Source organism: Litorimonas sp. WD9-15 (genome assembly GCF_050271975.1).
GTDB lineage: Bacteria > Pseudomonadota > Alphaproteobacteria > Caulobacterales > Maricaulaceae > Litorimonas.
Genome location: NZ_CP189850.1, coordinates 2,583,193 through 2,606,330 on the forward strand (window position 1 = coordinate 2,583,193; position 23,138 = coordinate 2,606,330).

At 54.4% G+C, this 23,138-nt stretch carries 20 protein-coding genes; 7 read left to right on the forward strand and 13 right to left on the reverse strand.

Annotated elements, in window-relative coordinates:
- Positions 1-15 precede the first annotated feature (15 nt).
- Genes atpD through ACP9M6_RS12195 form a run of 5 tightly spaced genes read right to left on the reverse strand, consistent with a single transcriptional unit; the run spans position 16 to position 4,955 of the window.
- Positions 16-1,554, reverse strand: a complete 1,539-nt coding sequence (gene atpD / locus ACP9M6_RS12175; protein ID WP_427451467.1) for a F0F1 ATP synthase subunit beta — start codon at positions 1,552-1,554, stop codon at positions 16-18.
- Positions 1,555-1,584: 30 nt separating this feature from the next.
- Complete coding sequence (locus ACP9M6_RS12180; protein WP_427451469.1) at positions 1,585-2,484, reverse strand: F0F1 ATP synthase subunit gamma; 900 nt, start codon at positions 2,482-2,484, stop codon at positions 1,585-1,587.
- Between the two features lie 2 nt (positions 2,485-2,486).
- A complete protein-coding gene (locus ACP9M6_RS12185) occupies positions 2,487-2,849 on the reverse strand; it encodes a hypothetical protein (protein WP_427451470.1) in 363 nt (120 codons plus the stop codon).
- 4 nt (positions 2,850-2,853) lie between these two features.
- Complete coding sequence (atpA, locus tag ACP9M6_RS12190) at positions 2,854-4,386, reverse strand: F0F1 ATP synthase subunit alpha (RefSeq protein ID WP_427451471.1); 1,533 nt, start codon at positions 4,384-4,386, stop codon at positions 2,854-2,856.
- An 11-nt stretch (positions 4,387-4,397) separates the two neighbouring features.
- Positions 4,398-4,955: a F0F1 ATP synthase subunit delta gene (locus ACP9M6_RS12195; RefSeq protein WP_427451473.1), complete on the reverse strand. Its 558-nt coding sequence runs from the start codon at positions 4,953-4,955 to the stop codon at positions 4,398-4,400.
- Between the two features lie 221 nt (positions 4,956-5,176).
- Between ACP9M6_RS12195 and ACP9M6_RS12200 the strand changes: the two genes are divergently transcribed.
- Positions 5,177-5,545: a hypothetical protein gene (locus tag ACP9M6_RS12200; protein ID WP_427451475.1), complete on the forward strand. Its 369-nt coding sequence runs from the start codon at positions 5,177-5,179 to the stop codon at positions 5,543-5,545.
- A gap of 77 nt (positions 5,546-5,622) precedes the next feature.
- Here the strand turns inward: ACP9M6_RS12200 and ACP9M6_RS12205 are convergent, their stop codons facing one another.
- Positions 5,623-8,610 carry a TonB-dependent receptor plug domain-containing protein gene (locus ACP9M6_RS12205; RefSeq protein ID WP_427451477.1) on the reverse strand — a complete coding sequence of 996 codons (2,988 nt, stop codon included), beginning with the start codon at positions 8,608-8,610 and terminating at the stop codon, positions 5,623-5,625.
- Between the two features lie 223 nt (positions 8,611-8,833).
- On the reverse strand, positions 8,834-10,990 hold the full coding sequence (locus ACP9M6_RS12210) for a primosomal protein N' (RefSeq protein WP_427451479.1): 2,157 nt from the start codon (positions 10,988-10,990) through the stop codon (positions 8,834-8,836).
- 73 nt (positions 10,991-11,063) lie between these two features.
- Here ACP9M6_RS12210 and fsa point away from each other — a divergent pair, with 73 nt between their 5' ends.
- Positions 11,064-11,714, forward strand: coding sequence for a fructose-6-phosphate aldolase (gene fsa / locus ACP9M6_RS12215; RefSeq protein ID WP_427451481.1), 651 nt, complete (start codon positions 11,064-11,066; stop codon positions 11,712-11,714).
- A 168-nt stretch (positions 11,715-11,882) separates the two neighbouring features.
- Here the strand turns inward: fsa and ACP9M6_RS12220 are convergent, their stop codons facing one another.
- Positions 11,883-12,602, reverse strand: coding sequence for a PepSY domain-containing protein (locus tag ACP9M6_RS12220; RefSeq protein WP_427451483.1), 720 nt, complete (start codon positions 12,600-12,602; stop codon positions 11,883-11,885).
- Between the two features lie 82 nt (positions 12,603-12,684).
- Between ACP9M6_RS12220 and ACP9M6_RS12225 the strand changes: the two genes are divergently transcribed.
- The 4 genes from ACP9M6_RS12225 to ACP9M6_RS12240 all read left to right on the forward strand — a co-directional run bounded on the left by ACP9M6_RS12225 (position 12,685) and on the right by ACP9M6_RS12240 (position 18,074).
- Entirely contained in the window at positions 12,685-13,236 is a 552-nt protein-coding gene (locus ACP9M6_RS12225) for a LysM peptidoglycan-binding domain-containing protein (RefSeq protein ID WP_427451485.1), read from the forward strand.
- 1,114 nt (positions 13,237-14,350) lie between these two features.
- Complete coding sequence (gene ychF / locus ACP9M6_RS12230) at positions 14,351-15,448, forward strand: redox-regulated ATPase YchF (RefSeq protein ID WP_427451487.1); 1,098 nt, start codon at positions 14,351-14,353, stop codon at positions 15,446-15,448.
- Between the two features lie 95 nt (positions 15,449-15,543).
- The gene (locus ACP9M6_RS12235; RefSeq protein ID WP_427451489.1) at positions 15,544-16,041 is read left to right on the forward strand and encodes a hypothetical protein; all 498 of its coding nucleotides are present in this window, start codon (positions 15,544-15,546) and stop codon (positions 16,039-16,041) included.
- A gap of 62 nt (positions 16,042-16,103) precedes the next feature.
- On the forward strand, positions 16,104-18,074 hold the full coding sequence (locus ACP9M6_RS12240) for a proprotein convertase P-domain-containing protein (RefSeq protein ID WP_427451491.1): 1,971 nt from the start codon (positions 16,104-16,106) through the stop codon (positions 18,072-18,074).
- Positions 18,075-18,076: 2 nt separating this feature from the next.
- On the opposite strand, the gene ACP9M6_RS12245 is transcribed toward ACP9M6_RS12240, so the two are convergent.
- The 5 genes from ACP9M6_RS12245 to ACP9M6_RS12265 are packed head-to-tail and all read right to left on the reverse strand — an operon-like array spanning position 18,077 to position 22,077.
- Positions 18,077-18,724 carry a glutathione S-transferase N-terminal domain-containing protein gene (locus ACP9M6_RS12245; RefSeq protein ID WP_427451493.1) on the reverse strand — a complete coding sequence of 216 codons (648 nt, stop codon included), beginning with the start codon at positions 18,722-18,724 and terminating at the stop codon, positions 18,077-18,079.
- Entirely contained in the window at positions 18,725-19,957 is a 1,233-nt protein-coding gene (locus tag ACP9M6_RS12250; RefSeq protein WP_427451495.1) for a CCA tRNA nucleotidyltransferase, read from the reverse strand. It lies immediately after the preceding gene.
- The gene (locus ACP9M6_RS12255) at positions 19,954-20,883 is read right to left on the reverse strand and encodes a polysaccharide deacetylase family protein (RefSeq protein ID WP_427451497.1); all 930 of its coding nucleotides are present in this window, start codon (positions 20,881-20,883) and stop codon (positions 19,954-19,956) included. The genes ACP9M6_RS12250 and ACP9M6_RS12255 overlap by 4 nt, the downstream gene beginning before the upstream one ends.
- Positions 20,880-21,479, reverse strand: a complete 600-nt coding sequence (locus ACP9M6_RS12260) for an NUDIX hydrolase (RefSeq protein ID WP_427451499.1) — start codon at positions 21,477-21,479, stop codon at positions 20,880-20,882. The genes ACP9M6_RS12255 and ACP9M6_RS12260 overlap by 4 nt, the downstream gene beginning before the upstream one ends.
- The gene (locus ACP9M6_RS12265; RefSeq protein WP_427451501.1) at positions 21,472-22,077 is read right to left on the reverse strand and encodes a DUF1285 domain-containing protein; all 606 of its coding nucleotides are present in this window, start codon (positions 22,075-22,077) and stop codon (positions 21,472-21,474) included. Before ACP9M6_RS12265 ends, ACP9M6_RS12260 begins: the two co-directional genes overlap by 8 nt.
- Before the next feature lie 69 nt (positions 22,078-22,146).
- Here ACP9M6_RS12265 and ACP9M6_RS12270 point away from each other — a divergent pair, with 69 nt between their 5' ends.
- Entirely contained in the window at positions 22,147-23,136 is a 990-nt protein-coding gene (locus tag ACP9M6_RS12270) for an AAA family ATPase (protein ID WP_427454788.1), read from the forward strand.
- Positions 23,137-23,138 lie beyond the last annotated feature (2 nt).

The window sequence follows — 23,138 nt, forward strand, 5'->3', positions numbered from 1 at the left end:
AACCCTTAAGTGGCTCTAAGCCGCTTCCGCTGCCATTTTGGCCGCTTTTTCGAGGACGTCTTCGATGCCGCCGACCATGTAAAACGCTTGTTCCGGCAGGTGATCATATTCACCCTCAACCAGACCTTTAAAGGACTTGATTGTGTCGGCGAGTGGGACCTGAATGCCCGGGGAACCTGTGAAGATTTCGGCCACGTCGAATGGCTGTGAGAGGAACTTCTCAACCTTACGCGCACGGGAGACGACCATTTTATCCTCTTCGGACAGCTCGTCCATGCCGAGAATGGCGATGATATCTTGTAGAGCTTTATAGCGCTGCAGAATTTCCTGAACGCGACGGGCAACCATATAGTGATCTTCACCAACTGTCCGTGGCTCGAGAATACGAGACGTCGAATCGAGTGGGTCAACGGCGGGGTAAATACCCTTTTCCGAAATCGCACGGTTCAAAACGGTCGTCGCATCCAAATGGGCAAAGGATGTGGCTGGCGCCGGGTCGGTCAAGTCATCGGCCGGGACGTAAATCGCCTGCACGGATGTAATGGAACCCTTGTTTGTGGAGGTAATGCGTTCCTGCATCTGACCCATTTCTGTGGCCAATGTCGGCTGATAACCCACAGCGGACGGGATACGGCCCAGAAGCGCGGACACTTCGGAACCGGCCTGTGTGAAGCGGAAGATGTTATCGACGAAGAACAACACGTCTTTGCCTTCTTCATCGCGGAAATATTCAGCCTGTGACAGACCTGTCAGGGCAACCCGCGCGCGCGCTCCCGGAGGTTCATTCATCTGACCGTAAACGAGGGTCGCACGGCTTTCACCGTCGAGGTTGATCACATTGGATTCGATCATCTCGTGATAGAGGTCATTCCCTTCGCGTGTCCGCTCGCCCACACCAGCAAAAACGGAGTAACCACCGAACAGTTTCGCGATATTGTTGATAAGTTCCATAATCAGAACGGTTTTACCAACACCGGCACCGCCGAAGAGACCAATTTTACCACCCTTAGAGTAAGGGCAAAGCAGATCGATAACTTTGATACCTGTGACGAGGACTTCTGTATCTGTCGCTTGGTCAACAAAGGCCGGTGCGGATTTATGAATTGAAGCGGACATTTTCGCCTTTAGCGGCCCACGTTCGTCAATCGGCTCACCGATAACGTTCATGATGCGGCCCAGTGTTTCCGGTCCAACTGGAACGGTGATTGGCTGACCCAAATCTGTGACAGCCTGTCCGCGGACGAGACCTTCTGTTGCGTCCATCGCAATGGTCCGGACTGTATTCTGACCAAGATGCTGCGCCACTTCGAGGACGAGACGGTTGCCGTTATTATCGGTTTCCAGCGCGTTCAGGATGGAGGGTAAGTTTCCGCCTTCAAATTCCACGTCAACGACCGCGCCGATGACCTGGCTGATGCGGCCCGCGCCGAGCTTATTCGTGTTTGCCGCATTGGACATTTTCACGACTTTTTTCGCGGCGGGCTTGCGCTTCGCGGCGGTTTTCTTTGCAGCAGGCTTTTTAGCCGCCGTCTTCTTAGCAGGTGCTTTTGCCATGAGTGTGTTCCTCTAGCCTTCTAAAGTCTCTTACAACGCTTCCGCGCCGGAAATAATCTCGATAAGTTCGGACGTGATCTGTGCCTGACGCGTCCGGTTGAATGTCATTGTCAGCTTGTCGATCATCTCGCCCGCATTGCGCGTCGCATTATCCATGGCCGACATTTTAGAGCCCATCTCGCCCGCTTGATTTTCCAGCAGAGCCGAAAAGATTTGCGTATTGATATTACGCGGGAGGAGAACGCGAAGGATACCCGCCTCGTCCGGCTCATAGGTGTAGATTGCACCGTCAAGATCTTGGGTCGTCTCGCCGCCCTCCGGTAGGTCGGTCATGCCTTCCATCGCGGGGATAAGTGTCTTAGCGACAGCATCCTGCTGCATCACATTGACGAATTCAGAGAAGACAAGTTTACAGATATCAAAATCGCCAGCTTCAAACATGCCGGTAATTTCTTCGCCAATATTCTGCGCGATACCCGCATGAAGTTTACGCTCTTCTTTGAGCGAGATGAATTTCACAATCTGGTCAGCGTAAAGGCGCTTGAGCTGGTCATAGCCTTTTTTACCAATCAGGTAGAGTTTGACCGTCTTGCCTTCACGTTCCAGCGCAACAATTTCCTCGCGCGCCTTGCGCACAATATTGGTGTTGAAACCACCGCAAAGACCGCGATCCGCCGTCGCAATGACGAGCAGAACTGTATCAGATTGGCCATTCCCGACAAGCAGTTCGGGTCCGCCAGCAGACCCAACCATAGATGTCGCCAGATTACTGATAATCGACCCCAAACGCTCAGAATATGGACGTGACGCTTCGGCAGCCTCTTGGGCTTTCCGCAGCTTTGCTGCAGCAACCATCTGCATGGCCTTCGTGATCTTCTGCGTGTTCTTAACGCTGCCGATCCGGTTTTTTAGCTCTTTCAAAGACGCCATCTTTAATACCCAAGTTTCGTCGCAAGACGATCATAGTTCAAACCGCAGCGGTTCGCATCAGGAAGCATTGCGCCGTGATCTTGAAAATCCCACTCAATTTCAGCAAGCATCGTCACCACATCTTCAATCGAAGAAATGGAAGAGCGGAGTTCCGCATCAGTCAAACCCGCATAGTTTTGATAACGTTCCAAATCGACCCGCATCACCGAAACCAGCTCAACGGAAGAACAAAGGTTTTCGTCGACACTAGACTGAGACACCGCCAATTGCTGCAAAGCAGACTCAACAGAGAGTTTCTCTGCCGCAATCGCAGGCGCTGCTAAGATAAGCAGAGCCGAGAAGGATATGAAGGACCGTAGCAGCAACAGTTTAAGCCGCGAAATTATCCGTGAAGGATTTCAGCACCGATTTGATCTTTTCTTCGATTTCATCCGTCAACTTCTTGCCTGTTGCGATTTCGGACAAGAGTGCTTTTTGATCGCCACGAAGGTGGGTCAGAAGCTGTGCTTCATATTTTTGAACTGCCTTCGCAGGAATGCCGTCGAGATAGCCACGCGTACCCGCATAGAGAACGACAACCTGCTCTTCCACTTGGAGTGGAGAGAATTGCGGCTGTTTCAGAAGCTCTGTCAGACGCTCACCACGAGCCAGAAGAGCCTGTGTGGACGCATCCAGATCGGAACCAAACTGCGCAAAGGCCGCCATTTCGCGGTATTGCGCCAGCTCACCTTTAATCGGACCCGCGACCTGCTTCATCGCCTTGATCTGGGCCGATGAGCCCACACGCGAGACGGAGAGGCCGACGTTCAGCGCCGGACGGATGCCTTGGAAGAACAAATCAGTTTCGAGGAAGATTTGGCCATCCGTAATGGAAATCACGTTGGTCGGGATAAAGGCCGAGACATCGTTACCCTGTGTCTCAATGATAGGCAGAGCCGTCAGAGAGCCGGAGCCATTATCTTCGTTCAGCTTCGCCGCACGTTCGAGCAGACGGGAGTGAAGATAGAAAACGTCACCCGGATAAGCTTCGCGGCCCGGAGGACGACGCAGCAGGAGGGACATCTGACGATAAGCAACCGCTTGCTTGGAAAGATCATCATAGATGATAAGGCCGTGCATGCCGTTATCGCGGAAATATTCGCCCATCGCGCAACCGGCAAAAGGTGCAAGATATTGCAGTGGCGCAGGCTCGGATGCGGAAGCCACAACGATGATGGAGTAATCCATTGCACCGTTCTCTTCGAGGGTCTTGACGAGGCCCGCAACAGTGGAGCGCTTCTGGCCGATCACGACATAGATACAATAGAGCTTGTCGTTCTCACGGTCCTCATCAAAGGCCGCTTTCTGGTTCAGGATGGCGTCTACGGCGACGGCTGTCTTACCCGTCTGACGGTCACCAATGATGAGTTCGCGCTGGCCACGGCCAACTGGGATCAGGGCGTCAATCGCTTTAATACCTGTCTGGACCGGCTCGTGCACACCTTTACGCGGCATGATGCCCGGCGCTTTGACGTCAACACGACGACGCTCTGTCGCTTCAATCGGGCCCTTGCCGTCAATCGGCTCACCCAGCGGGTTCACGACGCGGCCGAGAAGACCTTTACCGACAGGAACGTCAACGATTTCGCCGAGACGCTTAACTGTGTCGCCTTCTTTAATACCGCGGTCATCACCAAAGATAACGACACCGACATTGTCGGTTTCGAGGTTCAGGGCCATACCCTTAATACCGCCCGGGAATTCAACCATCTCACCGGCGCGGACATTGTCCAGACCATAGATACGGGCGATACCATCACCGACGGACAGGACTTGCCCGACGTCGGAGACTTTGGCTTCTTTACCAAAGCCCTTGATTTGTTTTTTGAGGATCGTGGAGATCTCTGCTGCGCGAATGTCCATAATAGGGTCCTCTATGCTTCTTTGAGCGCGAGACGCATGTCTTCGAGTTTTGTCTTGAGTGAGCTGTCATAAAGACGCGAGCCGATCCGCACGACGAATCCACCGAGCAAGTCGGGGTCGACAGACGTTTCAACATCGACCGTGCGGCCGAGCGTCTTTTTCAGATTTGATTTGATGGATGTGACCTGAGCGGCGGTCAGTTTTGACGCGCTCGTCACTTTAGCGACCTGAGTGCCACGACGGCGGGCGAGCATTTCAGTGAAGGCAGAAATGATTCCCGGCAGCTCATCTGCGCGACGATTGCCCGCGACAGTCCCAATAAATTGCGTTGTGAGTACGGAGAGCTTTGCCTTTTTCGCGACGGCGGTCAGAGCTGCAACCTTATCCTCAGTCGCAAAAACGGGGCTCTCGGCGAGATGCTTTAAATCCGCGCTGGATTCATATATCGCTTTGAAAGATTTAAGATCTTTTTCAACCCGGGGAATGGATTTCGCCTCTTCCGCCAGATCGAGAAGAGCAAGCGCATAGCGCGTGGGGGCTTCACCTGTGATGACGTCGGTATCGGACAAAACGGGTCAATCCTAATCTGCTGAAACGGCGGTCAAACCGTTGGGAATTGGAATTATAGAGCAGGCGAAAACACACCCCTGCCCTCAGTCGCGCGGGCCATAGCAGGGAAAAAACAGGATGCCAAGGTTAGAATCCCGACAGCGTACAGTCGCGATGTCGCGGCGGATGACATGACTGAATTACGCTTGACAGACGTCAAAATGAGACGCCTTTTATAGATATGTTCAACACAGCTATAAAACTCTTTAAAGCCCGCAAAGATCGTGCGCTCGCCTCTCAAATCGCGGGAGAATTTGCCGTAGATGGCGCCGTCGAATATGCAAGCTGGCCAATCAGGATTGCGAAATTCTGGATGGCGGTCGCCCTTATCGTCCTGACGCTTTTCACACTCCTATTTCTGTGGCTCGCCTCCGTCTCACATTGGAGCGTGGCCCTCCCAACAGTGCTCTCGGGCGGGCTGATTTACGGAATCATTCGGATTTGGCGAGGTATCAATGCGGGCGTGGAGCGCGTGAGCGAGATGACAAAACTAAGCGTGAGCAACCAATTGAACCGGTTTCAAAAACCTGACGCTCAGTCAGAGATATAAACGTAAGTCACCTTCAGCAGAGGGCATAAAAAAAGCGGCCCCGAAGGACCGCTTTCTGAAACTTATGTAATCAAGCCTTACAGCTTCAGCTTCGCACCAACGAAGAGGTAAGAACCAGCCGAGTCATATGTCGACGGGAATGTGTTACCGTTCGCAGTGAAGCGGAAGTCAGTGATTGGCGGATCATTATCAAAGATATTGTTCGCACCGGCATTGATTGTGAGGTTTTCACGCACATCATAGCTCATAAAGAGATCAAAGAAGTTCTCATCACCGAATGTGAAGCCACGAGCTTCTTCACCAGTATCGAGAGATTCAGTGGATCCGATATAACGCCATGTCGCTGTGACATTCAGACCGTCAAGCGGTGAGAAGCCCATTGAAGCATTATGCGCATATTCTGGGTTTGGCTCGCCTGTGAAACAAGCACCACCCCAGAAGCCCAAACAATCATCAACATCCGCACCCGGGAAGCTTTGCTGCTCAAGTTCTGTGTAGATTGTGGAGATGTAGTTCACATCAACGTCACCCAAGAAAGGTACATCATTGATACCGTAGTTCACGGCCAAATCGAAACCTTTGGAGGAGCGTTGCGCGATATTCTGGATTGTTGCTTCGATGAAACCATCGACCTGCAGCGTACCCAAAGCGTCACGATTAATGAAACCACAGAAATCAGGCTGAGTTCCATCAACACATCCACTCAAAATCGCTGTCGAAGGAATGTTTGTGATGAAGTCATCAATCTGGATGTCAAAATAGTCAACAGAGACAGACAAACCTGGCACTGCTGTTGGGCGAATAACGGCACCCAATGTGAACGTATCTGACTTCTCAGGTGACAATGTCGTGTTACCACCACCGAACTGCTGAAGCTGACCGGCATCTTCTGCAACAAAACCGAAGAGTGAGGCAGGAAGACCTGTCGCTGCACACTGCGCTTGTGTCGCTGTCAAGTTGTCACTTCCAACCGCACCGGAACAAGGGTCTGACGCACTAAAGAGGCTGAAGCCCTGTGGATCAAAGAGTTCAAACACGTTTGGTGCACGAACAGCACGCTGATACTGACCACGGAGACGGATATCATCGATTGGCGTCCAAGAAAGGCCTACCGAGTAGGCTGTGGAAGACGTTCCATCCGCCTGAAGACCACCCGCAACATCGTTGGTGTAATCATAGTCGGAATAACGAATTTGACCTGTCAGTGTCAGATCCTGAGCAAAGGCCTGCTCTGTTGCCAAAGGCAAAGCGATCTCGCCGTAAACTTCCTGAACAGTTGTAGACGCTTCAACAGGAAGAGCCGCGCCACCCAGACCTGTTGCGCCGCCGACTGACAAGATTGAGTCAGGCTGACTGCGCAGTGAGTCTTTACGAACTTCGAAACCAAAGAGGAGGTTTGCAGCTGTATCTGACATCGGGGATTTCAGGAATGAAAGCTCACCCTGTGTTGTACCACCGAGAATTTGCTGTGTGACTTCACCTGCCAGAATAGTTGGCGTCAGGATCGCAGCCAGTGCTGTTGTGTCAACAGGCGTTGTTCCAAGAAGGTTAAGTGGCAAACAGCCATCACGACCGGATGTACAAGCGAGGGTACCATCAGCCAACTCTTCAACAAGCAGAGCTTCCTGAAGCAGGTTGATGTTACCATCATTTGTGTTCGTGTCAGTTTGGGATGTTGTGGAATACTGACCAAAGACGTCATAGGACCAGCTATTTTCACCAGTTGTGAAATCACCGCGAACACCACCCACCAAACGGATATTATCCAGTTCGATAAAGCTGTTACGACCACCGGCCTCAACAAAACGACGGTTGATTTGAACCTGGGCTTCATCCGCACCACTGAAACCGCGCTGCGTACAAATAACGTCGACGAGTTCGTCTGTCAGGAATGGGTTGTTACAGTTAATGCTTTGAACTTCACCAAACGTAGCAGATGGCGCAATTTGCGCATCAGTTGTGTTCCGGAAGAACAAACCATCCAAATAGACTTCCATTTGGTTCGTGATATCATAATTCGCGAGGAAACCACCCTGAATACGCTCTGTTGGGCGCTGGAAGAAGTTTGTTGGGTTAAAGTTAAAGGCGTTGGAACTACCTGTGACGATATCATCGCCTGCGCGCGGGATGTTACCGTTTGCGTCTAGCGAGATAACACCTGTGATACCTGGCTGAGGATCCAAAGGCAGGCCATCTGCGCCGCGGATAGCACCGAGCGTAAGAGTTGTTGGGTTAGGACCGAAGTTCGAACCGACACAGAAGTTATCGTCGCCCGCCAATGGTCCAAAGTCAACAATCGCACAACGTGAGATATCGCGTGTCCCCTGCAGGACCTCGCCCTGATTTACGTAACGAACATAACCTGTGACGTTACCGCGATCATTGGCGAAATTTGTACCGAAAACAGCGGAGATGTCGATTGTCTCACCATCAAACTGTGTATCGCTTGGTGTGATACCGTCTGTTGAGGAGAGGTCCGTGACGTCCTGAGCGAAATCGTTCGTGTTCTTATCCAAGAAAGCGCCAAACTGCGCATTGATTTCAAGACCTTCAAAGTCACGCTTGAGAATGAAGTTGGCAACACCGGCAATCGCATCGGAACCGTACACGGCGGATGCACCACCTGTCACAACTTCTGCGCGCTCGATGAGCGGTGTCGGGATCTGGTTCAAGTCAGCAGACGCGATGTCTGGACGACCAGGGCCGAGACGTTTGCCGTCGATGAGAACGAGGTTCCGGATTGTACCCAAACCACGAAGGTTCAGCGAAGATGTACCTGTTGCACCGTTGGAGACATTAGAGTCCTGAGCCGCAGTAACGGATGGCAGACGATTAAGAACGTCAACCGCATCAATCACACCAACACGCTCAAATGCGTCGGCGTCCAATGTGGTGACAGGGGATGAAGAAACGATGTTGGCGTTCTGAATACGCGAACCCGTTGTGACGACGACGTCGCCTTCAAAATCGTCATTATCTTGCGCAAAAGTCGGCGCAGCTGTTGCCGCGATCGAAGCCGCAGTGACAGCTGACAGTAGCAGTCTGGATTTTGTGGACATTCTCATGTTTGAAAGATTCCCTTTAAATTGGCGTCTGCGAATTGCAGACATCTACGTCTAGGCTTCTCTACCTGACGTAATTAGCGAAGGGAGCTATGACAGTCTTTTAACCTGTTCAATTTGAAAACGCTGTGAGATGGACAAAAATCAATATTTTTTACGCAAGTGTGTTAAATCTGCACCACAATTGTGCATTTATGCCATGAAGATGAAGCAGGCCTTGCTGAAATTACATGAAACTTTGCGGGTCGATGTCGATTTGAATCTTATATTTTGTAGGCGGACGGACCTTTTGGCGCCAGATCGACATATATTTTGAGAGATTCACCCCTGATTCCGCCTGAATGAAGAGGCGGCGGCGGTATAGGCCACGTAATCTGCCAATTGGGGCTTCTGATGGCCCCAGAATGTCAATGCCATCTGCACGTGGCGCGGCGGACAGGAATTTTTTGGCCAGCGCGTCAACTTTCTTTGGGTCCGGACCCCAGAAAATGACGGCCGCGAGTTTTCCAAAAGGCGGCAGGCCCAGCATTTCGCGCATGGCCAGTTCGACACTGATAAACATCTCGCGATCGCCCGCCGCGAGGGCTTGGAGGGCTTCATGTTCGGGCTGATGCGTTTGGATGAGCGCATGACCCGGTTTATCCGCCCGCCCGGCCCGTCCCGCGACTTGGACTAGCGTTTGATAGGTCCGCTCCCCCGCGCGCGGGTCGCCGCCAGCCAGACCGAGATCGCCGTCGACTACGCCGACAAAGGTGAGACGCGGGAAGTTATGGCCCTTCACGACCATTTGCGTCCCGACGAGAATATCGATCTCGCCCTGCTCCATTCGCCTCATTCGCTCGGCCAGTTCCGCAGGATTGCCCGCAGTATCGGAAGATAGGATTTCTACACGGGCGTCAGGAAACGCCTCCTGCGCCTCCTCCGCAATCCGTTCCACGCCGGGGCCGACACTCGTCAAGCTGTCCTCGGCTTTGCAGTTCGGACACTCGCGCGGCATGCGCATAGAAAACCCCGTCAGATGGCACATCGCCCGCCCCGTGCGTTTATGTTGGACAAGCCAACTATCCGTATCCGGCGATTTCAATTTCTCCCCACAGTTTCGACAGATGATGAGCGGCGCGTAGCCCCGGCGGTTGAGATAGAGCAGCGCTTGCTCTCCCCGAGAGGTCACCTCGGCAACGGCATCCAACAGGGGTTGCGAGAGGAACTTCCCCTTCTCTGGAATGTTATCTTTCAAATCGACCAATGCGATGTCGGGCAGGACCGCCGCGCCCGGACGTTCGGGCAATATAATATGCGCGAACTTCCCCGTCCGCGCGTTATGAAGAGACTCAAGGCTTGGCGTGGCCGAGGCGAGAATGACGCTATGACCGCTCAAATGTCCCCGCACGACAGACATATCGCGGGCATTATATATGACACCCTCTTCCTGCTTATAGGATGTGTCATGTTCCTCATCGACAACAATTAAGCCGAGGTTGGGAAAGGGCAGATAAAGCGCCGACCGGGCTCCGACGACAAGTTTGCACCGTCCCTGCGCCACTTCACGCCAAACCCGACGCCGCGCAGCTTCGCCCATTTGCGAATGCCAGCTTGCGGGTTCCGCGCCGAATCGTTCCTTAAACCGCCGCAACCCCGCCTGAGTGAGTGCGATTTCCGGCACGAGGATGAGGCATTGCTGCCCACGCCGCAGCGCTTCCGCCACGGCTTCGAAATAGACTTCGGTCTTGCCTGATCCCGTCACCCCGTCGAGCAGCGAGACATTAAACGCGCCTGCCTGCACCTGCGCGACAAGGTCCTGCGCGGCTTCGTCCTGCCCCGCCGTCAAGTCTCGTCCGGGATGGTCAGGGTCAGGCCTGTCAAAAGGCGGGTCAACGGGCCCCTCTTTCGCGATCAACCCACCCGCTTTGACCAAGCCCTTCACAACGCCCGACGAGACGCCCGCCCGCGCCGCCGCCTCGCTCGCCCGCGCAGGCCAAGGTCCGCCTTCGCGCAGAACGGCCGCGCGTGACGGCGTCAGGTTTTTCGGCGTTTCGCCACTCGGCTTATATAAAGTTACAATCGCGGACGGATCGAGCGCCTTATAATTCCGAATGACCATGCGCAGCACATTGCCCGGCGACGCGCCATTATATCGTGCCGTCCAATCGACGAAATCGAGCATGTCCGGCGAGAGTGGTCGCGTCGCCTTCACATCCACAATCTCTTTCAACTTTTTATCCGTCTGCGCCGCGCCCACCGACCAGATAACGCCCAGTTTCATCTGCTTGCCAATCGGCGCATAGACGAAATCCCCGCGCGAGACGGACAGGCCCGCGGGCACGGCATAGTCAAAGGCCGTCGGCACATTCACAGGGAATAGAATTTGGGCGGTTTGATTCACGATAGGGACGTGATAGCAGACGCACGACTTTAACACCTCATGCATCTGCTAAATATCAGGGGACATAACCGCCATGAAATTCTTCATTGACAGCGCTGACATAGACGCCATTTCCGAACTCGCCGATATCGGCCTCGTGGACGGTGTGACGACCAACCCCTCCATCATCGCCAAATCCGGACGCGACTTTAAAGAAGTCATCGCGGAAATCTGCAAACTGACTCCTGGTCACGTCTCCGCCGAAGTCGTCGCGACCAAGGCCGAAGACATGATTACGGAAGGCCGGATCCTGCGCAAGATCGCAGATAATGTCTGTGTAAAACTGCCTCTGACTATGGACGGGCTGAAAGCCTGCAACACGCTGTCCAAAGAAGAAGTCCCTACCAATGTCACACTCTGCTTCTCCCCGAACCAAGCCCTCCTCGCCGCGAAAGTCGGCGCGACTTACATCTCACCCTTCATCGGACGTCTTGACGACATCACGCTGGACGGGTTGGAGCTGATTGAGGATATCCGCACGATCTATGACAATTACGGGTTTGAGACGGAAATCCTCGCCGCCTCCATCCGCAATGTGAACCACGTCAAGGATTGCGCGCTGGTCGGTGCGGATGTGATCACCGCGCCGCCGGGTGTCGTGAAATCGCTGGCCAACCATGTGTTGACCGATAAAGGATTGGCCGCATTTTTGAAGGACTGGGAAGGCACGGGGCAGTCGATTTAAGACTTCTCTTCCTCTCCAGGGGGAGAGGTCCGCAGCGCGAAGCGCATAGCGGAGTGAGGGTAAAACATGTGCGCCGCAGGCGCTCATTCTATTCCGATAGCTCTTGATCAGGCTGTCGCCTACGTTTTCTCCCCTCACCCGCCAGCGCTGCGCGCGGCGACCTCTCCCCTAGGAGAGGAGCTTCGCTTTATTCCGCCGCCGCGGTCGTCCCAAAAGCCGGAACCACAACAGCCCTACCCCACTCAGCGCGAACAACAACGCTGCACCGCTGGCCAGTCTCAGCCACAAACTGTTGAAATTATCCTCGCCCGTGACATCCATGATGTGGAATTTCCATGCGAGATCGAAGACGCGCCAGAGCCGTGTGCGGGTGGAGCGAATAGTCGCCGTATCGGGATCAATATAGAGGCGGGTGCGGGCTCTATCGTCAAAGCGGACCTGCCAAACGGGGAGCGGACCCGCATAATCTTTCGGCGCCGCATCCAATTTCGTCATCGCCGAAATGACGCCCTCACCTTTATAGCTCGATACGGCGACCTGCCGGATATCCGCCTCACCCACGCCGTCCCAACCCTGCCCCGTCCGCGCGTCAAGCATGACTGTGCCGTTTCCACCCAAAAGAATATAGGCTGGACGCCCCGCAATATTGGCGAGACGCGCCCCCGTCAGCGTGCCGTCATAGGCGGTCATCGCAATCTCAATTGGAATCAGGTCCTCATCCGTCAGGGAAAAGACCTGCTGATCCACCAAATGCCGCCCGCGCACCTGATCAATCGGGAAGAGGGTCATGAAGAAGCCCGACCCGAACCACGCCAATATCTGGAAGGCCAAAATCAGCCCCGCCCATTTATGCACCCGCGTTAGATATTTATTCAAAGTCCGTCTCATCCCCGCGCTTTAAACGTTAATTTAAGGCTTTGCTAACCCTGTTCATGCCAGTTTGCAGTCAATTCTCTCAAGGGCTGAGACCATGAAACGCATTTTTATTCTGATAAGTACCGCCGCCCTGCTCGCAGGCTGTGGTTCTGTCTCTGAAAGCATTCCGACCGTTAAGATTGAGAAACGCAAATCTGTTCAATCCGCCAGCTATGTCATGGACGAAATGCCGAGTGAGGCCTCCATGATCTGCGAGAATGACGATATGCGGACCAAAGCCCTCGACCGCGATGTCGATAATGACATGGCCCGCGTGATGATCGTCCAGGACGAGGAAAGCGGCAGTCGCGTGCTCCACGAAGTTGAAGTCAATTGCCGCGACTATTTCCTGCGCAAATCCGTCTATCCGACAGAGCCCAAAGTCATCCGCAGTTCCACCCGCTATGTCGAACCGGAACCTGAAAAGAAAACCCGCACGCGCAAACGCAATCTCACCTATGTGGTCCAACGCGGCGACACGGTTTGGGATATCGCGCGCGAGCATTGCACGAGTGTGAAGGCGATTTCGCGGCTGAACGGTTTGGGACGTGCGAATATGATTGATGTTGGCGACCGGTTGGAACTGCCCGATGCGGAGTGTGATTGAGGCTGTAAATTATCCTTAGCAGAGACCGGATTATCTCAGGATCTAGGGCTAGTTATCGAACTTAACTTAATACGCCCAAAGTCATCCCGCACGCAGCGTAGCGAAGATGCGGGACCTAACGTTTGCTCTCTCAAATTTGCGTTCTGTAAACGACAGGCCCCGCATCACGTGCGGGGTGACAAATAGGGATTGTAGCGAGACTTTCGTGAAAATCTAAATTCCAACCCTCTCTCAATGTCATCCCGGGCTTGATCCGGGACCTGTCGGCCACTCTCTTAGGCTGGCGTTCACAAATGATGGGCCCCGCATCACGTGCGGGGTGACATACGGGGCATTTTGCAATCTTCAAAACTATATCCCCGTTTAAGCGTCTGTCAGACCTCAATGATTTCAATGGTATAAGCTAAATTTCGACAATCGTATCCACACCCCCTTGGACATGTGTCATTTTAAAGCTGTCTTCTTTCACGGGCGGTCATGTGCACATTGACTTGATTGGAAAGAAGCGGTGCTTGTCATTGGACGGAACTGGGTAATGTCAGTCGAGTTGGGTGGCCTATCGAGAGCTGATCGTTCCCAGACTGAATGGTTCGGCCGGTAGCGCAGAAAGGCATCGCCGCGTGGGACCGGAAGGTTCGAAAACATAGCTTATATTTGGTTTGCGACCAGAACCCAGACGACCACGCGGACACCCAGTTTTATTTTGAATGAAACAAAACGGAAAACTAAGAGATACAGGAGGTAAGAGCCTCCGAGGCGCGGAACGCCCACAATCGACCCGGTGAGTTCGATTGCAGTGTCGCGCCGAACCGCCATGCGGTTCGGTTCCTCAGCATTTGATTATCAATCAAATGCTTTCGTCATCCCGCACGTGATGCGGGACCTATCGGCTGCGGTCTCAACCTGCGTTCACAACGTCAGGCCCTGCAACAAGTGCGGGGTCACAGCGGCATTTAATTGTCATTCAAATATCGAGGAATCGAAACGCATGGCGTTTCGGCGCTGCACTGCATTTGACCCACTGGGTCAAATGCAAGCGTTTCGCCCTTGCAATTTCCCGTACAATTCTCCACGTCCCGCGCCAACACTCACACTTCCTTCCGGAGCCAATCTCATGGGTTTCAAATGCGGTATTGTCGGTCTTCCCAATGTCGGGAAATCGACGCTTTTCAACGCGCTGACCAAGACGGCAAATGCGCAAGCGGCGAATTATCCGTTCTGCACGATTGAGCCCAATGTCGGCGATGTCGCCGTGCCGGAAGCCCGTCTTGACGTTATCGCCGATATCGGAAAATCCGCCACGCGCATCCCTGCCCGCATGAATTTCGTCGATATTGCTGGCCTCGTGAAAGGCGCCTCCAAGGGCGAAGGCATGGGCAACCAATTCCTCGCCAATATCCGTGAAACTGACGCCATCGTCTATGTCCTGCGCTGTTTCGAAGATGAAGACATCACCCATGTCGAGGGCCGCATTGACCCGATGGCCGATTATGAAACCATCGAGACCGAACTGATGCTGGCCGATCTGGAAAGTTTGGAAAAGCGTAAACCGGGGCTGGAAAAGAAGATCAAGCAGAAGGATGCCGACGCGCTGCAAACCATGCGCCTGATCGAAACAGCCATCGCCCTGCTCGAAGAAGGCCAACCTGCCCGCGTCGCCGAGATTGATGAGGACGACAAGAAAGCGTGGCGCATGCTTCAGCTCCTGACCTCCAAACCCGTCCTCTATGTCGCCAATGTCGATGAAGACAGCGCGGCGGAGGGCAATGATTTCTCCGCCAAAGTTCTGGAACATGCCAAATCCGAGGGTGCGCAGGCCGTCGTCATTTCCGCGCAGATCGAGTCGGAAATGGCCGTGCTGGAAGACGAAGAACAGGCGGAATATCTGGACGCGATTGGCTTGGAAGAGCCCGGGCTCAACCGCCTCATCCGGGCGGGCTATGCCCTGCTGGGTCTACAGACCTATTTCACCGTTGGCCCGAAAGAGGCCCGGGCTTGGACCTTCCGCGACGGGTGGACCGCGCCGAAATGTGCGGGCGTCATTCACGGCGATTTCGAAAAAGGCTTCATCCGTGCCGAAACCACAGCCTATGACGATTACGTCGCAAATGGCGGCGAGTCCGGGGCCAAAGAGGCCGGTAAAGTCCGGCAGGAGGGCAAGGACTATCTCGTCAAGGACGGCGATATCATGTTGTTCAAATTCAACGTCTGAACGCGCTATGAACAGACTTTCGTCGCGAGGCGGGATTCTGACTCTATTAACATTAGTCGACGACAGTGCGCCTTCAGTTTAACACCGGAGGCCGCATGTCTGGCTCTACATTCAAAGCCGCAATCATAGCGGCTGTTTTACTCGGTACCGCGTCAACGGCCTCTGCCGCTGATGTCTTCACAGAGGCCCTCGCCCTGACCGAAGGTCAATCGCGGGCTGTCAGCGATAGCCGCTATATCAAGCTCTCTGAGAGTTTGGATATGGCAACGGCAAAGGAAATTGATGCCGCGATCACATCAAGATTTGGTGATCCGGAAATCCAGCGAAGTGGCCTGAAAGTCTGGGAAATCGCTAATCCGGATCACGGTCCGAATACCGCTGATAAAATCACAATTACTTGCGGGATTGAAGATGGAAAAATTCAAATTTCGATTGATGGCAGACTGCCCGCAAATGCACCGGATATAGAGAGAAAGGCACAGACACCTGTGCCCATCGGGGTGCAATTTCGCAGTTCTCGCCTGTCGCCAACACCTGAGGCCTCTACGTCAGACAGTCGTTTGAAATTACGCCCCCAAAACTCTGACCGCTAAGGAAAATTAACCAATTCAAAATCCGTCCCTTTTACTGTGGCGAAAGATTGTGGGAACGACAAATGGGTCTCCTGAAGAGATTATCGATATTCAAAAGCGCCTGTCTTGCAACGGGCTTATTTGCGCTGGCCAGTACAGCCCAAGCCCAGAGCTTTGTTGATACGGCGACAATTGCAATTGGCGATGCCACTCTCTGCCCGGGTGCAACGGGCACAGGCACGACCGCGAATGTATCGCGGACCTTCAATGTGACAGGTCTATCGGCTGTCAGCGACGTTAATTTGGGGTTGATTGCTGACCATTCTTGGCGGGGCGATATGCGTGTCACCCTGACTCCGCCAGCGGGAACGGGTGTGGGACCGATTGTTCTCATTAATGAGGACACATCCAATGCCGGGAATGTTGATAATTACAATATCGAGTTGGACGATGAAGGCCCGATTGACGTCAATACAGGCACCACGGATTCCGGCGGGCCGCATGATGTCAATGACGCCCCCTATGTATGGCGTGTGCGTCCGGATGGGAATTTAGACAATTTTGACGGCATTAATCCGAACGGCACTTGGACCTTGGATATTTGTGATGATTTTCAAGGTCAAAGCGGCGTTTACCGTCGATCAGAATTGATTTTTCAGGCTGCTAACGCTGCCGACCTTTCTCTCGCCATGACGGCGGGAACAAATTTCCCGGAGGCCGGCACCATCGTTCCCTTGACGGTCACGTTGACGAATGGTGGTGCCCTCTCCGCGACCAGCACGGTCTCGATCCCACTCCCGGCGGGCGTCACCTATGACGCGCAATCCGGTGACGGCACTTATGATGACACCACTGGCATTTGGACGCCACCAGCAAATATCGCAGATGGGGCCAGCGCAACGATTATTCTGGATGTGATTGTCACAACTCAGACGAGCTACACGATTGAGGCTGAAGTTCTGACGTCTAATCGCCCGGACCCGGACTCGACCCCCGGCAATAGCTCGACGACAGAAGATGACGATGCGACGGTGACCGTAATAGGACAATCTTCGCCTATTAAACCCAGCCTGACTTGCCCGATGACGGATCAATTTGTTTTTGAGTGGGCAGCGACAGGCACCAATAGCTGGCCGACCGGGGTATCCGGCGCGGCCAATCCGCAATCTTATCCGCCGACAGGGACTGCTGTACCGGCAGGCGAAGAACGGCTCGTCTTTACCCTAACAGGCGATACGGCGCGATTGGGGGCTTCTGCCGGGGCGAATACACCCGTCGTGCAAAGCAATGTCACGGGAGGCATATCGCCTGCTGACCCGAGTTTACATATTGCAGTGGATTACGCCTTACAGTCTCAATCACTCACCATGGCGATTGATGTCGGAGAGCCGGGGGTGGGCGTTGATTCCTTACAGTTTTCAATTTTCGATGTTGATCTTGGCGGATGGATTGACCGTATCACCGTTACCGGGTCGCTGGATGGGACGAACCAACCTGTTACACTTACGCGGAGCGGCGCAAACTTCATTAGCGGCAATGCCGCCATTGGCAATGTGACAGCTGATAACACCACAGCTAACGGCAATGTGGACGTTACTTTTTTAAACCCCATAGACAGCCTGCAATTCGTTTATGACAATCATCCCGATGTTGGTACTAATCCGGCTTTCCAAATCATTTCCGTTCATGAATTTGCAATGTGCCCGCGCACGGCAGCAGAATTGTCAGCCGTCAAAACGGTTGAGGTGAATGACCCGGGCGGGCTTGGTCTTTACATGACGCCCGGAAATGAAGTGCTTTACAAAATTACGGCGACAAATGCCGCAACCGCAACGGCCAGCGCACAAGATGTCGATATTCAGGACACGCTCCCGCCCAATCTGAAATTCATTTCCGCTTCAACAACCGGATTTACGGGCGGCAGTTTTGGCACGCCCGACCTCCCCGCGACCAATCAGGATTGCGGCGTCACGCCTTGCGTCGTGCGGTTCAGTGGCGGTGACGTGCCGATTGGTGGCGTTGCCGAAGTCATCGTCATCGCGGAGATCAAATAGGCCTAAGCGTTCACCGCGTCCGTTTCCGGCAGGATATGCGTTTCCGTAAAGGCCAACGCTTCCCATTCGAGGAAATGATAATCCGCCATGAGTTCCGAAATATAAGTGTCGGAACGGACGGAACGCGGGAGGCCATAACTCGCAAATCGTGTCGCGACGGGCGTGTAAAACGCATCCGCAATTGTCCAGTCATCGAAGAGGAACGGACCATTATGACGACCTAAAAGCTCATCCCACATCGCGGAAATTTCTTCCGCTTCCTTCAAGCAATCATCAGGCATAGGGCCTTCCGTCCGACGGCGTAGATTCATCGGGGCTTCGCGGCGGATGGCGTCAAACCCTTCGTGCATTTTTCGGACGATACGTTTGGCCTCAGCCAAGTCTTTCGGGTCTTTCGGCCAGAGGTTTGGGACGGCTTTCGCACAGAATTCCGCGATGGCGAGACTATCCGGAATAACATCGCCATTGACGTTCAAAACAGGAACTGTTCCGGCGTCGCTGACTTGAAGCAGCTTCTCCTTGTAACCCGGAATATCGAGATCGATCATCACGGATTCAAACGGCAATTCCGTCTTCCGCAGGATTTGCCACGCGCGGAGCGACCAGCTCGAATAGTTATAATTGCCAATGTAGAGCGTGAGGTTGGACATCTAATAACCCATTAATTTTAGAGCCGCGAGGAGCTGCGGTTTTTCTGTTGCGAAGCCGGAACGTATCCATAACGCCTCCAGCGCTTTCAATGCTTTTCCCATGCCGGGGCCTTTGGGAACACCCGCTTTGGCGAGGTCCTTGCCCGTAACCGGAAAGTCCGGCGGTTGCCAGCCCATGGCGAGGTCGGCGAGCACCATCCAGCGGGAGCTTTGGATGGGGTCCGCCTCACCCGCCGCCCGCAATCTGGCGCGGTCGAGAATAGTTTGCTTTCCGGAGCGGTAAATCGCAGCGAGGCGCTCACGCTCCGGCATATCGGTGGAGAGCTGTGCATCATCATCCGACCAGTTGCGCAGGCGCGTGGTTTCGGCCTTGCTCATTTTCAACCGCTTCGTCAGCAGCGCCATTTGCAACGGTTCCCGCGCACTCATCGCCATGAGACGGAGCAGCGGGTCCGGCTTGATGCCTTCGCGGGCTTCCAGTCGGACAATCGCATCCAGACCGTCAACATTGCTGGACTCCGGCAGGAGCGTATCGAGGATTTCATTTGTCAGCATGATACGCGTGGCACGGACGGGATTGCGGGCGGAGAGCAATTTTTTGACCTCTGACCAGACGCGTTCGGCGGAAAGCTGTTTCAACCCACGACGATGTTCCCGGCACGCGCGAAGCGAAGCCGCATCCACTTTCTCCTGCCCGCCATAATGGGCGAGGAATCGGAAAAATCGCAGGATACGCAGATAATCCTCCTGAACGCGCATTGCGGCGTCCCCGACGAAACGAAATTTACGGGATTTGATATCATCCAAGCCCTGCCCCGTCGGGTCATAAATCACACCGTCAAAATCGGCGTAAAGCGCATTAATCGTAAGATCGCGACGCTGCGCATCTTCCGCCCAATCCGTGGTATAGGCAACCGTCGCACGACGGCCATCAGTTTCGACATCGCGGCGCAGACTGGTGACCTCGTAAGGCTGCCCGTCAATCACAGCGGTCACAGTCCCGTGGTCAATGCCTGTCGGGACAAAGCGGATTTCAGCCGCTTTCAAAGCCGCAATCACGGCTTCCGGTTCCAACTGGCAGGCCAGATCAATATCGCTGACAGGTTCACCCCAGAGCGCATTACGGACACAGCCGCCGACGAAACGAAGCGAGCCTTCCGGCAAAGCTGCGAAGAGTTGCGTCACAGCCTCACTTCGCATCCACGGAAATTGTTGAGGGTTGAGATCGGTCATAATCCGCGTGCATCCATTCCCGGCTTACCGAATTGCAGGTAATTCTGCGGATAAGGCAGGGCCTCTATTCCCATCTCACGCCGTTTCAAGGTCAGCCAATTTCGGCCCATTGTGGGTTCCGGTGGCAGGTCGTGATAGGCAGTCATGTCCAGCGCATCCGCCGCATCCACAAAGGCCCAACCGTCGGCTTTGAGCGCCAACAGGACATCTTTTAGGAAGTGTCCGTTCAGGACGTTGTGATGCATGAGGGTGAGATGCGGCAGCGCAATATTGCCCAACATACGTGCCGTCTCTTCCCAGTAATTAGCGAGGATCACGCACATCTCGACATAGTAATCGCGATAAGGTCCGAGGTCGATTTGCGGGTTCTCTCGCAATTTAGCTTCCATCCGGCTCGTCGTGTACCAATCGACTGTATCGAATGTCACGGGCGCGTTGAGGAGCCCTTGTTCATTCAGGCCTTCAAATAGAGCAACCTGCTGTGCGCGGTCCCGCCCGTCATCCAAAAATGGGAAACGGAAATAGTCTGTGCGATGACCGAGCGAACGCAGATAATCGCTATTTCGCTTTATGTCAGCGAGATAATCCTGTGTCGGTGTTTCATTCGCATGAGGGTGGGTCCATGTGTGATTTCCAATTAGATGACCGCGAGATGTCCAGCTCTCGACGACCTGCTCTCCCCATTCGCTCTCGACGAAACTGCCCGTGACAAAGCCTGCCGCTTTGTGACCGACGGCGTCAAAAGCGTCGAGAATATTGGCATTACGCTGTTCGAGGCTGAGGCCGATATCGAAAGTTTGTGTGAAATCGTCCATGGTAATCGCCATGCGCTTTTGATCGATCGCAGATCCCTGCGGTTTCACAGAACAAGCGGTCAAGCCAGCGACCGCCGCTGCCCCCATCAGAAATCCGCGTCGATCCATCATGCCGCTTTTGCCTCAAATCCGCGCTGCCACATCCGGTAAATCGTCATCGCCGTCATACCCCAGATATTGCGATGCGTCCCGTCAGGCTCGTCATAAGGCATGTCGAAGAGGACATGCGTTTTTTCGTCGAAAAAGACTTCGCGGCGGATGTGATTGTCGGGGTTCATCAGGAAGGACATCGGGACTTCGAACACGCTTTCGACCTCACGCGGGTCCGGCGTGATGGTCGCGTGAGAGGAGACGACTCCGACATAGGGCGTCACCCGGAATTTGCTGACCGCGTCAAAACTCGGCAAGCGCCCGATAAGCTGGATATCCTTCGCCCCCACGCCGATTTCCTCTTCCGTCTCCCGCAGGGCCGTCTGCGCAATCGTCTCGCCCGCTTCCGCCTTACCGCCGGGAAAGGCGATTTGCCCGGGGTGGGACGGCATGGTTTCAGGACGCTGTGTCAGGATAACATGCCAGTCATCCCGCATGACGAGCGGAAACAGAACGGCCGCCTTTCGCTGTCCTTCCCGCGTGACCTTGTCCGTCCCGTCGAGAATCGGCAGGGGCAAAACCGCGCGTTTGATGGATGTCATCATTTTATCAGACATTATGACTGCCCGCCGGGCCAAGCGGGAAAAACTCACCCCCGCCCCAAACGCCGAGCTGCGCTCCGTCCGGCGTTTGACGTTCCACGGCCAAATCAACTAACTCGTAAAAAACGGGACGGGAGAGCGACGCTTCCAACCGCCCCCACACATTAACGTAAGGGTCGGGTTCGCCCGTCTCTGCATCCGTCTCAATCCGTAAACGGTTTTCCGGTCCAGCCTCGACAACATCGCCGAGATTGGTCGTGAAGAACAAACGCTGGTCTTGCCCCTCTCCTTTCGCATCCAGGCGTATGGCGACGAAATGCCCGCGCTCCACCGTGATGGACAGTTTCTCAACAGGCGTGACGAGATAGGTCACACCGTCCTCGTCCTTGCGTAACACGGATGCGAACAATTCGACCATGCCCTTGCGGTTGATCTTCCCGCCCTCATGCCACCAGGATCCGTCCGCTTTGATGACGATGTCGATTTCCCCGCAGTGATCAGGCTTCCAGCGTTCTACGGGCCGCCGATCATCGGATGTATCCGCCAAAGCCGTCATCAAATCTTCGAGAGAGAACTGCGACTTACCGCCATTTAAGGTGTTTGGACTGGACAAGGTGTTTATCAACTTTCATGCGGAGTGAACGAACGACTCCCTGACAGTATTCCACAGGCCAAGAAATTGATGCAAGACATTCCCGCCAATATCGAAAAAGCCGCAGGCGCGGCCAGCGAAAAACTCAGCACCGCCCGAGCCAATATCGGCAGAGTGGTTTACGGACAGGATGCCGTGGTCGAGCTCGCCCTCGCCGCGATCCTGTCGGGCGGTCATGCGCTGCTGGTTGGCGTGCCGGGTTTGGCGAAGACATTGTTGGTTGAAACACTCGGCACGGTTTTAGGACTGGATGATAAACGCGTGCAGTTTACGCCGGACCTGATGCCGGGAGACATTCTAGGGTCTGAGGTTCTGGAAGAAAACGCGAAGGGCAAACGCGAATTCCGGTTCATTCCGGGTCCGGTCTTCACGCAACTTCTCATGGCGGATGAAATCAACCGTGCCTCGCCGCGTACACAATCCGCGCTTCTGCAGGCGATGCAGGAGAAATTCGTAACCGTTGCGGGTGTGCGCCACGATCTGCCCAAACCGTTCCACGTCCTCGCGACGCAAAACCCGATTGAACAGGAAGGGACTTACCCCCTGCCCGAGGCACAGCTTGACCGTTTCCTCCTGCGCATTGATGTCGATTTTCCAACGCTGGAAACGGAGCGCAACATCCTCGTCCGCACGACGGGGACCGAGACGGCCGGCGCGAAGAAAGCGATCACGCCTAAGCAGCTAATGGATATGCAGGCTCTCGTCCGGAAATTACCCGTCGGGGAGAATGTGCTCGACGCCATTCTAACCCTCGTCCGAAATGCGCGTCCCGCGCAGAGCGAGATCGAGAGCGTGCGCGAATCAGTCTCTTGGGGACCGGGACCACGGGCTGGCCAAGCCCTGATGCTGGCCAGCCGTGCGAGAGCGCTAATTGATGGTCGCCTCTCGCCCTCTATTGATGATGTCCTCGCTCTGGCAGAACCCGTCTTGAAACACCGTATGGCCCTGAACTTCGCCGCACGCGCGGATGGGCAAACGGTAGGCTCTGTGATTGAAACCCTGAAAGACCGCATCCGGTAGGA

Bases quoted from the DNA above. Each gene is read 5' to 3' on its own strand.
- ACP9M6_RS12260 (WP_427451499.1), bottom strand. From the start codon at position 21,479: ATGTCTGATAAAATGATGACATCCATCAAACGCGCGGTTTTGCCCCTG.
- ACP9M6_RS12240 (WP_427451491.1), top strand. From the start codon at position 16,104: ATGGGTCTCCTGAAGAGATTATCGATATTCAAAAGCGCCTGTCTTGCA.
- atpA (WP_427451471.1), bottom strand. From the start codon at position 4,386: ATGGACATTCGCGCAGCAGAGATCTCCACGATCCTCAAAAAACAAATC.
- ACP9M6_RS12235 (WP_427451489.1), top strand. From the start codon at position 15,544: ATGTCTGGCTCTACATTCAAAGCCGCAATCATAGCGGCTGTTTTACTC.
- ychF (WP_427451487.1), top strand. From the start codon at position 14,351: ATGGGTTTCAAATGCGGTATTGTCGGTCTTCCCAATGTCGGGAAATCG.
- fsa (WP_427451481.1), top strand. From the start codon at position 11,064: ATGAAATTCTTCATTGACAGCGCTGACATAGACGCCATTTCCGAACTC.
- ACP9M6_RS12220 (WP_427451483.1), bottom strand. From the start codon at position 12,602: ATGAGACGGACTTTGAATAAATATCTAACGCGGGTGCATAAATGGGCG.
- atpD (WP_427451467.1), bottom strand. From the start codon at position 1,554: ATGGCAAAAGCACCTGCTAAGAAGACGGCGGCTAAAAAGCCTGCTGCA.
- ACP9M6_RS12255 (WP_427451497.1), bottom strand. From the start codon at position 20,883: ATGATGGATCGACGCGGATTTCTGATGGGGGCAGCGGCGGTCGCTGGC.
- ACP9M6_RS12250 (WP_427451495.1), bottom strand. From the start codon at position 19,957: ATGACCGATCTCAACCCTCAACAATTTCCGTGGATGCGAAGTGAGGCT.
- ACP9M6_RS12225 (WP_427451485.1), top strand. From the start codon at position 12,685: ATGAAACGCATTTTTATTCTGATAAGTACCGCCGCCCTGCTCGCAGGC.
- ACP9M6_RS12180 (WP_427451469.1), bottom strand. From the start codon at position 2,484: ATGGCGTCTTTGAAAGAGCTAAAAAACCGGATCGGCAGCGTTAAGAAC.
- ACP9M6_RS12270 (WP_427454788.1), top strand. From the start codon at position 22,147: ATGCAAGACATTCCCGCCAATATCGAAAAAGCCGCAGGCGCGGCCAGC.
- ACP9M6_RS12245 (WP_427451493.1), bottom strand. From the start codon at position 18,724: ATGTCCAACCTCACGCTCTACATTGGCAATTATAACTATTCGAGCTGG.
- ACP9M6_RS12205 (WP_427451477.1), bottom strand. From the start codon at position 8,610: ATGAGAATGTCCACAAAATCCAGACTGCTACTGTCAGCTGTCACTGCG.
- ACP9M6_RS12200 (WP_427451475.1), top strand. From the start codon at position 5,177: ATGTTCAACACAGCTATAAAACTCTTTAAAGCCCGCAAAGATCGTGCG.